The following is a 13,025-nucleotide window of genomic DNA, read 5'->3' as shown; positions in this document are numbered from 1 at the left end:
GACGCTTCGTTAGCCGGTCATGACCCCGCCGCCCCCACAGGACCCGCCTGCGCACGCCCCGCGTCGGCGCCCGTACGGCAGCGTCCCCCTGTCCGCGCCGATCGCCGCCGCCCCGTCGCGGCCGCACCCGGGGGCGGACGCCCGGCGCTGGTACGGCCCGCGGATCCCGCTGCCGCCGCTGAGCATGGGCACCCTGCGGCCGTGCGACGGAGCGGGGCGGCGGGACTGAGCGCACGGACGCCCTCCGGGGCGCGCGCCCATACCCGAAGCGACGCCTGATCGCCCGTCAATTTGCCGCTCCTATGAGGTTTTCCCTGCATTCCATTGCTGTGCGTCGGTGATCGCCGATAGCTTCACCTGTCATGCACCCGCCCGTGCGCGCCCCGCGCACGGGCGGTCCGACGGATGAGGTGGAGTACCCATGGCACGTCCCCTTGCACATCCCCGGAACAGACGCCTGCGGGCCCTGGCCGTCCCGCTCGGGTTGGCGCTGACCGCCACGACCGGGTTCCTCCCGGACGCGGCCGGCGCCGCGCCGCCGGACAGCGGCCCGCTGCTGTCATACGTCGTGAACACCGTCCCCGGCCACGCCACGGTCGACGCAGTCGAGCGGGCCATCGACCGGGCCGGCGGCAAGGTGATCACCGCCCACGAGCGGATAGGCGTGATCGTCGCCCATGCGGCCAACCCCCGGTTCGCCGCCACCCTGCGGACCGTGCCGGGCGTGCAGTCGGCGGGCGCGACCCGCACCGCGCCGCTCAAGCAGTCCGGCACCACCGACGTCGGCAAGCCGCAGAAGATCACCGCGGCCCAACTCGCGGCGGCGCAACGGACCGCGAAGGCCACCGGCGAGGAACCGCTGGAGCCGCTCCAGTGGGACATCCCCGCCATCGGGGCCGACCGGGCCGCGAAGGTGAACCCGGGCAGCCGCAAGGTGACCGTCGGGGTCATCGACACCGGCGTGGACGACACCCACCCGGACCTCAAACCGAACTTCTCCGCCCGGCAGTCGGCCAACTGTGTGGGCGGGGTGCCCGACACCTCACCGGGGGCCTGGCGGCCCTACGACCCGGTCGAGGACGCCCACGGCACGCACGTGGCGGGCACCATCGCCGCGGCCCGCAACGGCATCGGCGTGGCCGGCGTCGCACCGGGCGTGAAGGTCTCCGCCATCAAGGTGAGCGAGCCCAAGACCAGCCTGTTCTACGCGGAGAGCGTGGTGTGCGCCTTCGTCTTCGCGGCCGACCACGGCATCCAGGTCACCAACAACAGCTATTACGTGGACCCGTGGATGTTCAACTGCAAGGACGACGCCGATCAGGCGGCCATCGTTGACGCGGTCGGCCGGGCGGCCAAGTACGCGCAGGACAAGGGCGTGGTCAACGTCGCGGCGGCCGGCAACGCCAACGCCGACCTCGCGGCCGACAAGCTCACCGACACCGGCAGCCCCAACGACTCCACGCCGGTCAACCGCACCCTCAGCCCCAAGACCTGCTGGGACGTGCCGACCCAGCTGCCCGGGACGGTGACGGTCGCGGCGACCGGATCGCACCGCCTGAAGTCCGGCTACTCCAACTACGGCCTGGGACAGGTCGACGTGGCCGCGCCCGGCGGCGACACCAAGCAGGTGCCAAACCTGCCGGCGAAGAACGGCAACGTGCTCTCCACCATCCCCGGTGGCGACTGGGCCTTCTACGCCGGCACGTCGATGGCCTCCCCGCACGTCGCGGGCGTGGCGGCGCTCCTGAAGAGCACCCACCCGAAGGCCAGCGCGCAGGAGATCCAGTGGCTGCTCAAGCAGCAGGCCGACAACCCCGGGTGCCCGGCGGGTGACGCCACCTGCACCGGCACCCCGCAGGTCAACAGCCACTTCGGCTACGGGATCGTCAACGCGCTGAAGGCGGTGCAGTAGCCGCCGGGACCGCCTCCCGCCCCGCCCCTCGCCCCACCCCGCCCGCCGGTCACACCGTGCGCCCCAGAAACGCCGCGAGCCGGTCCGCCGCGGTGGCGCCGGGCGGGGCGGGGCACTGCGGCGCGAACGAGCCGCCCTCGGTGCGGGGTGCGGCCCCGTACATCCGGTGCGCCACCGCCAGGGTCTCCTCGGCGACCTCCGGGGCCAGCCCGGTCGGAGCACCCAGCGCCCGCGCCAAGTCCCAGCCGTGGGCGAGGAGTTCGACCACCACCTGTTGGACGAGCAGGGCGCCGGGCGCCTCGTAGGGGCCGAAGGTGCGGGCGAGCATGCCGCTGCCGCGGAAGGCGGCGAGCGCGGCGGTGGTGGCGTCCTCGAAGGCCGCGCGGGGATCGTGGCCCACGTGGTCGGCGGTGTGGTCGGTGCGCGGCGCCCCCTCGGCGATCGAGGTGACCATCAGGCTCTCCCACACCAGGTGGTCGAGCAGTTGCCGGACGGTCCAGTCGGCGCACGGGGTGGGGCGGGCGAGGTCCGCCGGGCGGACGCCCGCGACCAGTGCGCCGACGGCCCGGGCGACCCGCTCGTAGGCGTACAGCACCCGCTCCGGGTCGGGGGCGACGAAGGCGGTGCGGTCCACCCGCACGGGGGTGCGGTGGGCGCGCAGGGCGGCGGCGGTCCAGGTGCCGGCGGTGTCCCAACGCGGCGGGGCGGGGCGGCCGGTGGCGGTGCACAGCAGCCGCCAGTAGCGCTCGACAAGCGGTTCGGCGGCGGTCCGGAGCTGTTCCAGCAGCCGGGTCCGGGCGGCCGGGCCGTCCTCGGCGGGCGGGTCCGGGGTGCCGGCCTGGGTGGGGAGCCAGGCCGCCACCAGTTCGGCGACGAGCGGTGCGGCGGCCGGCGAGTCCGGGGCGATGCCGTCCGCGACGGCGGACTCGGCGAGGGTGTGCATCAAGGTGGCGACGCGCCGGGCGGCGTCGACGTCGGCCGCCGGGTCACCGTCGGCGGGTGGCGCGCTGCGGGCACTGTAGGCGGCCAACCGGCGCAGGGCGGCGCGGAGTTCGGGGTCGCGGACCAGGTCGGCCAACTCGATCCAGGCGTGCAGTTGCTCGGGGGTGGGGTCGTCGGGCAGGTCGGGGGTGGCGGCCAGCAGGCCGCTGCGGTAGGCGGGCGCGGGGACGCCGTCCAGGGCGTCGTCGACGAACGCGGCGAGGATCCGGCGGCGTTCCTCGGCGGACAGGCGGGCGAGTCGGGTCATCCCGGGGAGTTCCTCTGCGGTGCTGCCCCGCGCGGCCACGGCCCGCAGGACGGCGCGCCGGGAGCGCAGCGCGGCGATCTGCGCGTCCAGGACGTCCGCCGAGCGCTCCGCCGTGTCGGCGAGGGTGCGTTCGCGGTGCAGGACGGCGCGGATCGCGGCGGTGCCGACGCCCAGGTCGCGCAGGCTGCGCACGATCTCCAGGCGGGCCGGGGCGTCCGGTCCGTAGAGGCGGTAGCCCGCGGGGGTGCGGGCGGCGGGCGGCAGCAGGTCCTGGTCCGACCAATTCCTGATGGTCTTGACGGAGACGCCGGTCAGGCGCGACAGCGCGCCGATCGACAGCAGTTCCGTGCCGTCCTCGTACATGCCCCCACCTTCGGGTCTCCCACGGGGGGAGACTCAAGGGGCACGGTACGCGACCGCCGGGCGCGGCACCGGGGAGACCGGGTCCCGCGGGCCGGCCGCGGCCGCCAACACCCCGATGGCGAGGGCGCATTGGGCGGCCGTATAGGTGAGCATGATCCAGAACTGCGGGGCGGGCAGCTGCGGCCACCGGGCGATGCCGCCGGCGATCAGGGAGTCGGAGAGCAGGAAGAGCAGCCCGCCGACGGCGGCCCAGGGGGCCGTCCAGAGCGCGCCGAACGCCATCACGGTGAGCAGCAGGCTGTATCCGGCGACCGGGATCCGCAGGTCGGCGGGGAGGTCCGGCCACAGCAGGACCACGGTGACGACCAGGGCCGCCGCGTACAGCCCGGCGGCGCCGGCGGTGCGCGCCCGGCGCCGTCCGGTGCCCGCGGCGGGCCGGTCGGCGCGTCCCCGGCGGCCGTGCCGGGCGAACAGCACCAGGTAGCAGAGGTGGCCGGCGGCGAACGAGGCCATGCCGACGAGGAACGCGGTGCCGCCGCCGACCTGGAGGAAGGTGTCGCCGCCGCAGCCGAACAGCAGTGCCCCGGCGAGCAGCGGCGGCCCGCCGCGCAGCAGGACGTGGGCGGCGAGCAGCGGCATCAGGGCCGGTTTGGTGAGGTGCACGACGGTGTCGGCCAGGGCCGCGGGGCCGCTGCCGGGCGCGGCGCCGGCGTGCGCCACCAGGGCGGCGAGGTGGCCGACGCCCAGGACGGCGAAGACCAGCAGCAGGGCCCGGGCGGCGCGGGGCCGGGGCGCGGGCGCCCTCACGCGGCGGGCTCCCCCACGGCGGACTCCCCCACGGCAGGCTCGACGGCACCGGTGCGGTCCGCGGCCGGGCGCGCGCCGGCCGGCGCACCGGCCCGCTCAGCCGCGGCGGCGGCTTCGGCGGCCAGTGCGGCCCGGACCCGGGCCGGCTGCCAGCCCGGTCCGCGGAACACCCGCCCGACGCGCTCGCTCCAGCTCTCGGCGGCCCGGATGTCGCGGGCGATGGCGGCGTACTCGTGGGTGGCGACCCGCAGCGGGTTGAAGGTGTTGATGTTCTTGGTGAGGCCGTAGACGGGCCGCTCGGTCTCGGGGACGAACGAGCCGAACATCCGGTCCCAGACGATCAGGATCCCGCCGAAGTTGCGGTCCAGGTAGCCGCCTTGGGAGGCGTGGTGGACACGGTGGTGCGAGGGCGTGTTGAACAGGAACTCGACGGGCCGGGGCAGGGTGCCGATGCGCTCGGTGTGGACCCAGAACTGGTAGACGAGGTTGGCACCGGAGGTGAAGGCGATCACGGCCGGGTGCACGCCGAGCGCGACCAGCGGCACGTAGAACGGCCAGACCGTCCACGTCGTCCAGGGCTGCCGCAGTGCGGTGGTGAGGTTGAACTTCTCGCTGGAGTGGTGGACCACGTGGCAGGCCCACAGGACCCGGATGACGTGGTGGCCGCGGTGCGACCAGTAGTAGAAGAAGTCCTGGGCGAGCAGCATCAGCAGCAGCGTCCACCACAGGACGGGCAGGCGCAGCGGGGTCAGTTCGTAGACCGCGGCGTAGATCGCCACGATCGGGATCTTCCACAGCGCGTCGAAGACCAGGCTGCCCAGTCCCATGCCGACGCTGGTGGCCGCGTCCTTCGCCGTGTAGCCCTCGGCGTCGTCGTCGGGGTGCAGGCGGTAGCTCACCATCTCCACGACGGTGAGCAGGACGAAGGCGGGTACGGACCACAACACGACATCGGGCAGGTGCGGCATGCCCCGCACCATAAAGGCGCCGACGGGCGTCCCGCTAGAGGTTGTTACTGAGAAGTATGTAAGACGTGGCGTCAGCTTCGGGGCGCGGACGTACCGGCGGTAGCCCCGGGCGGTCGCGCGGCACCCGCCGGCGGTTGCGGGTGCCGCGCGACCGGGGCCTCACCAGATCCGTACCGAGGCCCCCGGCGCGAAGGCCGGGCTGGTGGCGTCGGGCGGGGGTGCGGTGAGGGGTTCGGCGAGTTCGGTGACGGTCGGGCCGCAGCGGGCGGCGACCCGGGCCAGCGCGGTCGGGTCGAAGCCGTAGACGCGGGCCGCGTTGCCGCCGACCATGGCGGCGACCTCGGCGGGCGGGACACCGGCGTAGGCGGCGCGCAGGCCCTGCCGGGAGTACGGGTGAGTGCCCTCGTCGTGGGGGTAGTCGCTGCCCCACATGATCTTGTCGAGGCCGATCCGGTGGCGCAGCGGGACCTCGTGGGGGCGCATGAAGCTGGCGCCGACGTAGCAGTTGGCGTGCCAGATCTCGGTGGGGGTGCGGTCCAGGGAGGCGGCCAGACCGGCGCCGAAGCGGGATTCCGCGGTGTCGGCGCGGGCCCCGGCGGCGACCAGGCGGCCGTGGTAGTAGTCCAGCATGTCCAGGACGCCGGGGATCCAGCCGGAGCCCTGCTCGGTGAGGACGAGGGTCAGCCCCGGGTGGCGGGTGAAGACCCCGCCGAAGATCAGGTGCCACAGGGCGCGGTGGGAGAACCAGGTCGTCTCGACCATGAACACCGCCCGGGCGGCCGGTTCGTCGCCGAGCGGCGGGGAGGCCGAACCGGCGTGGTGGTTGACGGGGACGCCGAGCTCGGCGCAGACCGCCCACAGCGGGTCGTAGTACGGGGAGTGGAGTTCCGGCAGGCCCGATCCGGGTGGGGTGCCGGGGAGCATGATGCCGCCGGTGAGGCCGGCCTCCTTGGTCCGCCGGACCTCGCGGACCGCCTCCGCCACGTCGTTGAGGAGGATCTGGGCGACGCCCGCGCGGCGCCCGGGGGCCTCGGCGCAGAAGTCCGCGAGCCACCGGTTGTGGGCGCGCAGCCCGGCCCAGCGCAGCTCGAAGTCGGTGCCGGTGGGTGCCGGTGCCATCAGGGACGCGCTGGGGAAGAACGGCGGGATGGTGTTGGGGAAGACGACCTCGGCGACGATGCCGTCGGCTTCCTGCTCGGCCAGGCGGCGGGCGGAGTTCCAGTTGCGGTCGGCGGTGTCGGCGAGCAGGTCCTCGTGCGGGTTGACGTAGGTGGCGGCCCAGGCGTCGAACTCCTCGTGGTGGCGGGCCGGGAGGTAGGAGCGGTAGTCGAGGAGGTCGGCGCCGGCGTGGCAGTCGGCGGAGATGACGGTGTAGCGGGGCTCGGCGGCGGGGTCAGGCACGGGTCACCCCCACGTACGGGAAGTCCTGTCCGGTCAGCCAGTGGCGGCCGGTCTCGCGAGCGGGGCGCCAGGCCGCCTCGACCGCGCTCTGGTCGGCCGGTTGGCCGAGTTCCGCCGGGGTGGGGCCGATGCGGCGGGCGTGCGGGGCGAGCCGGTCCGGGTCGAAGCCGAAGAGCTCGACGGCGGAGGTGCCGAGGATGCGCCGGGTCTCGGTCACGGGGATGTCGTGGAAGGTGTTCGCCAGCCACTCCCGGGTGCGCGGCCAGGTGCCCTCCGGGTGCGGGAAGTCGCTGCCCCACAGGATGTTGTCGACGCCGATCTCGTAGCGCTGGGCCAGTTCGCGGCGTTTGGTGTTGGTGGCGCAGACGAAGACGTTGCGGTCGAGGTACTCGTGCGGGGGGCGGCGCAGCCCGGCGAACGGGGACAGCTTCTTGCCGCCGTGCGCGCCCAGGTAGAGCCGGTCCATGAACCACAGCAGGTTCGGAAGCCACCAACAGCCGGACTCGGCGACGCCGAACCTGAGGCCGGGGTGGCGCTCGAAGACCCCGGACCAGAGCAGGAACCACAGCGGGCGGGCCGGCCACCAGGTCACCTCGGTGACGAAGATCCCGAGGTGGTCGCCGTACTCCTCGCGCGGCGCGGCGCCGGAGTGCGTGACGACCGGCATGCCGGCCTCGGCCGCGGCGGCCCACACCGGGTCGTACCGCCGGTCGTGGTAGGGCGCGCCGGCGCCCCACATGGCGGGCACCATCAGGGCCCCCAGCCCGTCGGCGCGGGCCCGGTGGACCTCGGCGACGACGGTGTCGACCTCGCCGGTGACGGGTAACAGCGCGACGCCGCAGTGGCGTTCGGGATCGGTGGCGCAGAACTCCGCGAGCCAGCGGTTGTGGGCCCGGGCGCCGGCCATGCCCAGCTCCGGGTCCTGGTCACCGGTCAGGCCCAGGCCGACGCCGAAGGGCGCGGCGGTCGAGCTGTCCACGGCGTCGGCGTCCGGGAAGACGACCTCGGCGGCCACCCCGTCGCCGTCGAGCTCCTTGGCGCGTTGCGCCGGGTCCCAGCCGCCGCGCAGCCCTTCCTGGTGCTCCTCGAACCACTGGGTGGCGAAGGTCTCGTTGCGGACGCCGAGCCGGGTCATGGCCGCGCGCCGGGCGTCCCGGCCGGCGAGGAAGTCGTCGAAGGCCCGGTGGAAGCGGCGCTCCAGGTAGGGGCGGTACTCCTCGGTGGGCAGTCCGGCGTGGCAGTCGGAGGAGACGATCAGGTACGGGTCCCGGGGGTCGCGGTCGGCCGGGGGGCCGTCGTGCGGGGCGCGGTGTGCCGTGGTGGTGCCCTGGTACGGGTCGCTCATGGCGGTCCCTCACTCGTCGTCGAGGATGAAGTGCTCCAGGTACGTGGGGGCGGCGCGGTCGAGTTGGGACCGCGAGCGCGCCCGGATCTGTGCGTCGGTGTGGTCGCTGGGCGGCAGCATCCAGAAGCGGCCGGCCCGGATGCCGTCGACGACCTGTTCGGCGACGGCCTCCACGGGCGTGAAGGCCACCTCCTGCCCGGCCGCCCGCACGGCCGCCTCCCACTCGGCGAGGCTGCGGTACGGCGTCCTGCGGGGGCGGGACTTGGCGTGCCGCGCGGGACGGTTGCGGTGCGACTCCCACAGGCCGGTGCGGAGCATGTGCGGTCCGGGGAAGAGCACCGACGCCCCGATGGGCGCGCCCTCGGCCGCCAGGTGCGCGTACAGCGATTCGGTCAGCGTCACGACGGCGGCCTTGGTGACGGCGTAGACCGAGGCGGTGGGCAGCGGCGCGATCCCGCCGTCGGTGGACGAGGTGTTGACGACGTGGCCGGGCTCCCCGGAGGCCAGCATCCGGGGCAGGAAGCACTGGACGCCGTGGAAGACGCCCCAGACGTTGACCTCGAACGCCCACCGCCAGTCGGCGGGGTCGTGCTCCCACATCCGGCCCTCGGCGCCCGAGCCCACCCCGGCGTTGTTGCACAGCACGTGGACGGCGCCGAACGTCTCGTAGGCGGCACCGGCCAGCGCCTCGACCTCCGCCCGGACACCGACGTCCACGGTGCGGACCAGCAACTCGGCTCCGTCCGCGGCCAGTTCCTCGGCCGCGGCCCGCAGCGGCGCCTCCTCGACGTCGACGAGGACGACCTTCAGTCCCTCGGCGGCGAAGCGGCCGGCCAGCGCCCGGCCGATGCCGCTCGCGGCCCCGGTGACCACCGCGACCTGCCCGGACCGCAGTTCCATCAGGCGCTCCCTTCCGGTGGGGCGTCGTGGACCTGCCCGGGGTCGTCGTAGCGCTGGTGGACGTAGGGCAGCAGGTCCTCGGCCCGGACCCGTCCGACGACCTCGCCTCTCTGGTCGGAGGTCTTCTCGCCGAGGGTGATCCCGACGAGGGTGTGCACCGGGAGGTCGGCGACCGGGTCGTACATCGACTCGCGCAGCACCACGTCGCCGGTGATCCGCTCCAGGCGGCGGACCTTCTCGGTGCGCCGGCAGTGCACCAGGAGCGGATCGCCGTCGAAGCCCGAACCGTCCACCGCCGGCAGGAACTTGAAGTAGAAGTCGGTCCGCACCTCCGGCTCCGGGAGCGGCAGCGGGCCGCTGACCGCGCCGCGCACCTCGACGAAGGCGATGCCGTGCCGGGCGAGCGCGGCGCACACGGTCAGGCCGTCCCGGGCGACGGTGACCTCGCCCAGCTTCTTGGGCTCGCCGAAGACCTCGCGGCCGCCGGTCAGCGCCCGCTCGTGAGTCATCGGCATGACCAGCGGGTACCAGCCCTCGGTGCCGTCGTGGGCGGCCGCGACCGCGACCGACCCGGCGCCCAGCGGATAGCCGGGCAGGTTGACGGAGCTGATGGTGGCCCGGACCAGCGGCCGGCCGGTGGGGGCGAGCGGCGGCGGGAGAACGGCCGCGACCGCCTCCGGGTCGGTTTCCCACAGGGCCACCACGCCGGTGGACCAGATGTCGGGGAGCCGGGCGCCGGCGGTCCGGGTCGCGGCGATCTCCGCGTCGGTGCGGGCTCCGTAACGCATGCGTGCCATGGCGTACCACCCTTCGTCGACGTGACGCGCGGGGGTCGTGCGCGGCGTCTGTAACACAGTTACACCGCCACCGATGAAGGGTAAAGAGGCATGCGTCAAACGGAGTTGGGCGATAGTGGGAGCCATGACACGTACCGCGCTGACCGGTGAGGAAGTGCTGGCGACGGCCGCCCGGCTGGTCCGGACGCACGGGCCGGCGGCCCTGACCATGCGCCGGCTCGCCACCGAGCTCGGCACCGCCGTCACCTCCATCTACTGGCACGTCGGCAACCGCGAGTCCCTCCTGGACGCGCTGGTGGCCCACACCCTCCAGGAGATGGGCGAGATCCGGCCCACCGGGGACACGCCCCGGGCGCGCATCACCTCGGTGGCCCGCGCGCTGCGCACCGCACTGGGCGAGCGCCCGCACCTGATCGCGATGGTGCACGAACGCGGGCTGACCGAGCGGATGTTCCTGCCGGCCCAACAGGCCCTGGTCCACGAGGTGCACGCGGCCGGCCTGCGCGGCGAACTGGCCGCCGAGGCGGTGCGCGCCGTGCAGTTCCTGGTCGTCGGCTCGGTCCTGGTGGAGCGCAACCGCGCCCGCTCCCCCGCACAGCACCCCAGCGAGCGCGAGCTGTGGGACACCCCGACGGCCGGCCGGGATCCGGCCCTGGCCCGCGCACTGGCCGCCCCGGCCGACGCCGAACGCCTCTTCCTCGTCTCCCTGGAGGCGCTGGTCGACTCCCTCCTCAAACCCGGACGAAGCGGAACATAACCACAACATGCGCGGATCACCCGGCGGCGGGCCGGTGCGCCGCCCGGCCCCGACGGCGCGCGGCGTCCGGGCCGGACGCGCCCCCGGCGATGCGGTGGCTGTCGGTCCCGGCCCGTATCCTCAATGACCATGCTCGAAGACCGCAGCGCAGCCGCCCCCTCGATCGCGCCGAAGATCGGCCGGCAGCCGGGCCCGCAGACGCCGCCGGCCGATTGGCCGGCCGGGTACCCCCGGGGATACGCGGTGGTCGACGTCGAGACCACCGGCCTGGCCCGCGACGACCGGATCATCTCCGCCGCCGTCTACCAACTCGACGCCCACGGCGAGTTCCAGGACTCCTGGTACACCCTCGTCAATCCGCAGCGCGACCCCGGCCCGGTCTGGATCCACGGTCTGACGAGCGAGGTGCTGGCCGACGCGCCGCTCTTCCCGGAGGTCGTGCCGGAGCTGTCGGCCCGGCTGGCGGACCGGGTGCTGGTCGCGCACAACGCCATGTTCGACTGGTCGATGCTGGCCCGGGAGTACGCCCGCGCCGCGGCCGTCGCCCCCGTACGCCAACGGCTGTGCACCATCGCGCTCTCCAAGGAACTGGGCCTGCCGCTGCCCAACCACAAGCTGGAGTCCCTGGCCGCCCACTTCGGCGTCGTACAGGAACGCGCGCACCACGCCCTGGACGACGCCCGGGTGCTGGCCGAGGCGTTCCGCCCCAGCCTGCACCGAGCCGCACAGGCACAGGTCCGGCTGCCGCTGCTGACCTGCCAGCCCCTGACGGAGTGGTCCGACGCCCCCGCCCCCCGCGCGCACCCCACCGGTTCGTCCTACCGCCCCACCTCGTGGCGGCCGGCCCGCAAGCGCCCGGCCTGCCCGTACCCCAACCCGGGGCGCTACGAGCCCGGCGGCCGGCTCGTCCAGGGCATGCGGGTCGCCTTCTCGGGAGACACCTCCGTCGACCGCGACCTGTTGGAGGACCGGGCGATCGAGGCCGGACTGCACGTCGCGACGAGCGTGTCCCGCCTGACCAGCCTGCTGGTGACCAACGACCCGGACGCCCGCACCTCCAAGACGGCCAAGGCCGCCGCGTTCGGCACGGCCGTCATCGACGAGGCGGCGTTCATGCAGCTGCTGCGGGACGTGGCACCGGCCGCGTCGGCGTCCGGGTGAAGCCCGGCCAACACACCCGCGAGCGCCTCGCTCGGTAGCCGCCCCACCCGCACGCTGTGGCGCATGGCACGTTGTGAGGTCTGCGGAAACGAATACGGCATGACGTTCGAGGTGCACGCGCAGGGCGCGGTGCACGTCTTCGACTGCTTCGCCTGCGCGATCCACCGCATGGCACCGATCTGCGAACACTGCCGGGTGCAGGTCATCGGGCAGGGCGTGGAGGCCGACGGGAGCTGGTACTGCGGTGCGCACTGCGCCCGCTCGGCGGGGCGGGTGGGCATCGTCGACCGGGTCTGACCGGGTGCGGACCGGGGCGCACGACGGCGCTCCGCGGCCCCGGCGGCGCCTCGGGTGCACCCCGCGGGGGACCCGAGGACAGGGCTCCCAGGGACGCGAGGTACCGTCGCAGCCGTGTACCGCTTCCTGTTGACCCGGCAGTGGGTGATCCTCACCCTCCTGGGACTCGTCCTGATCCCCGTCATGATCAAGCTGGGGTTCTGGCAGTTCCACCGCCATCAGCACAAGGTCGCGCAGAACGCGCAGATCGCGCGCAACCTGGCCGCCACCCCGGTCCCGGTGACCGAGCTCGCCGCGGTCGACCGGACGCTGCCGCAAGGCGACATGTGGCGCCGGGTCACCGCCACCGGCACGTACGACACCGCGCACGAGGTCGTCGTCCGCCAGCGCACCGCCGCCGACGAGCAGACCATCGGCTACTACGTCCTGACGCCGCTGGTCCTGGCCGACGGCAAGGCCGTCGTCGTCAACCGCGGCTGGATCCCGGCCGGCGACGACCTCACCAAGTTCCCGCACGTCCCGGCCGCACCCACGGGGACCCTCACGGTCACCGGCCGGATGATGGTCGACGAGACCACCGCGGTCAGCGGGATCAAGGACACCAAGGGCCTGCCGCCCCGCCAGGTCATGCTGATCAACAGCAGGCAGCAGGCGAAGCGGGTGGGCCGACCGATGCTCGGCGGGTACATCGAGCAGACCGCGCCCCAGACCAAGGACAACTCCCCCGAGCTGGTGCCCGAACCGGACCACGACTCCATCGGCCCGCACATGGCGTACGCGGTCCAGTGGTGGCTGTTCGCGGCGGCGGTGCCGGTCGGCTGGGTCGTCCTGGTGCGGCGGGAGCGCCGCGACCGGCTGACCGCCGCGGCCCGGGAAACAACGGCGGCCGAACAGCCGGAACGAACCGAGCCGGCCGAGCCGGTTTCCGCGCCGGCGGACCCCGATGACGGCGAAGGCGGCGACAACGACAACGGTACGAAGGCCGCGGACGCCGCAGCCACCGGAGCCGTCGGCGGGGAACCGGTAGCCCGGACGGCCGCCGCCCCCGACTAACCCGCCCGCCGCGCG

The 13,025-nt window shown here is 74.2% G+C and carries 13 protein-coding genes; 6 read left to right on the top strand and 7 right to left on the bottom strand.

The window, feature by feature from the left end:
• Positions 1–19 precede the first annotated feature (19 nt).
• Positions 20–229, top strand: a complete 210-nt coding sequence (locus ACLJT4_RS35985; RefSeq protein WP_411128991.1) for a hypothetical protein — start codon at positions 20–22, stop codon at positions 227–229.
• Between the two features lie 192 nt (positions 230–421).
• Positions 422–1,912 carry a S8 family serine peptidase gene (locus ACLJT4_RS35980; RefSeq protein WP_411128989.1) on the top strand — a complete coding sequence of 497 codons (1,491 nt, stop codon included), beginning with the start codon at positions 422–424 and terminating at the stop codon, positions 1,910–1,912.
• A gap of 49 nt (positions 1,913–1,961) precedes the next feature.
• On the opposite strand, the gene ACLJT4_RS35975 is transcribed toward ACLJT4_RS35980, so the two are convergent.
• The 7 genes from ACLJT4_RS35975 to ACLJT4_RS35945 all read right to left on the bottom strand — a co-directional run bounded on the left by ACLJT4_RS35975 (position 1,962) and on the right by ACLJT4_RS35945 (position 9,742).
• Positions 1,962–3,524, bottom strand: a complete 1,563-nt coding sequence (locus ACLJT4_RS35975) for a TIGR03086 family metal-binding protein (RefSeq protein ID WP_411128987.1) — start codon at positions 3,522–3,524, stop codon at positions 1,962–1,964.
• 33 nt (positions 3,525–3,557) lie between these two features.
• Positions 3,558–4,331 (bottom strand): lysoplasmalogenase, encoded by a 774-nt coding sequence (locus tag ACLJT4_RS35970; protein ID WP_411128985.1) that lies wholly within the window; start codon positions 4,329–4,331, stop codon positions 3,558–3,560.
• The gene (locus tag ACLJT4_RS35965) at positions 4,328–5,299 is read right to left on the bottom strand and encodes a sterol desaturase family protein (RefSeq protein WP_411128983.1); all 972 of its coding nucleotides are present in this window, start codon (positions 5,297–5,299) and stop codon (positions 4,328–4,330) included. The genes ACLJT4_RS35970 and ACLJT4_RS35965 overlap by 4 nt, the downstream gene beginning before the upstream one ends.
• A gap of 159 nt (positions 5,300–5,458) precedes the next feature.
• The gene (locus tag ACLJT4_RS35960; protein ID WP_411128981.1) at positions 5,459–6,700 is read right to left on the bottom strand and encodes an amidohydrolase family protein; all 1,242 of its coding nucleotides are present in this window, start codon (positions 6,698–6,700) and stop codon (positions 5,459–5,461) included.
• Complete coding sequence (locus ACLJT4_RS35955; protein WP_411128979.1) at positions 6,693–8,045, bottom strand: amidohydrolase family protein; 1,353 nt, start codon at positions 8,043–8,045, stop codon at positions 6,693–6,695. The genes ACLJT4_RS35960 and ACLJT4_RS35955 overlap by 8 nt, the downstream gene beginning before the upstream one ends.
• 9 nt (positions 8,046–8,054) lie before the next feature.
• On the bottom strand, positions 8,055–8,945 hold the full coding sequence (locus tag ACLJT4_RS35950) for an SDR family NAD(P)-dependent oxidoreductase (RefSeq protein WP_411128977.1): 891 nt from the start codon (positions 8,943–8,945) through the stop codon (positions 8,055–8,057).
• On the bottom strand, positions 8,945–9,742 hold the full coding sequence (locus tag ACLJT4_RS35945) for an acetoacetate decarboxylase family protein (RefSeq protein WP_411128975.1): 798 nt from the start codon (positions 9,740–9,742) through the stop codon (positions 8,945–8,947). Before ACLJT4_RS35945 ends, ACLJT4_RS35950 begins: the two co-directional genes overlap by 1 nt.
• Positions 9,743–9,866: 124 nt before the next feature.
• Between ACLJT4_RS35945 and ACLJT4_RS35940 the strand changes: the two genes are divergently transcribed.
• From ACLJT4_RS35940 to ACLJT4_RS35925, 4 genes are all read left to right on the top strand, one after another.
• Positions 9,867–10,499, top strand: coding sequence for a TetR/AcrR family transcriptional regulator (locus ACLJT4_RS35940; protein ID WP_411128973.1), 633 nt, complete (start codon positions 9,867–9,869; stop codon positions 10,497–10,499).
• A gap of 123 nt (positions 10,500–10,622) precedes the next feature.
• Positions 10,623–11,660 carry a DEDDh family exonuclease gene (locus ACLJT4_RS35935; protein ID WP_411128971.1) on the top strand — a complete coding sequence of 346 codons (1,038 nt, stop codon included), beginning with the start codon at positions 10,623–10,625 and terminating at the stop codon, positions 11,658–11,660.
• Between the two features lie 63 nt (positions 11,661–11,723).
• Positions 11,724–11,957 carry a hypothetical protein gene (locus ACLJT4_RS35930; RefSeq protein ID WP_016574077.1) on the top strand — a complete coding sequence of 78 codons (234 nt, stop codon included), beginning with the start codon at positions 11,724–11,726 and terminating at the stop codon, positions 11,955–11,957.
• Between the two features lie 114 nt (positions 11,958–12,071).
• Positions 12,072–13,010, top strand: coding sequence for an SURF1 family protein (locus tag ACLJT4_RS35925; RefSeq protein WP_411128969.1), 939 nt, complete (start codon positions 12,072–12,074; stop codon positions 13,008–13,010).
• Positions 13,011–13,025 lie beyond the last annotated feature (15 nt).

The organism is Streptomyces sp. x-19, from assembly GCF_046549115.1.
Classification (GTDB): domain Bacteria; phylum Actinomycetota; class Actinomycetes; order Streptomycetales; family Streptomycetaceae; genus Streptomyces; species Streptomyces albulus_C.
Note: the sequence above shows the minus strand (reverse complement) of the source record. Positions and strands in the feature narration are given on the sequence as shown.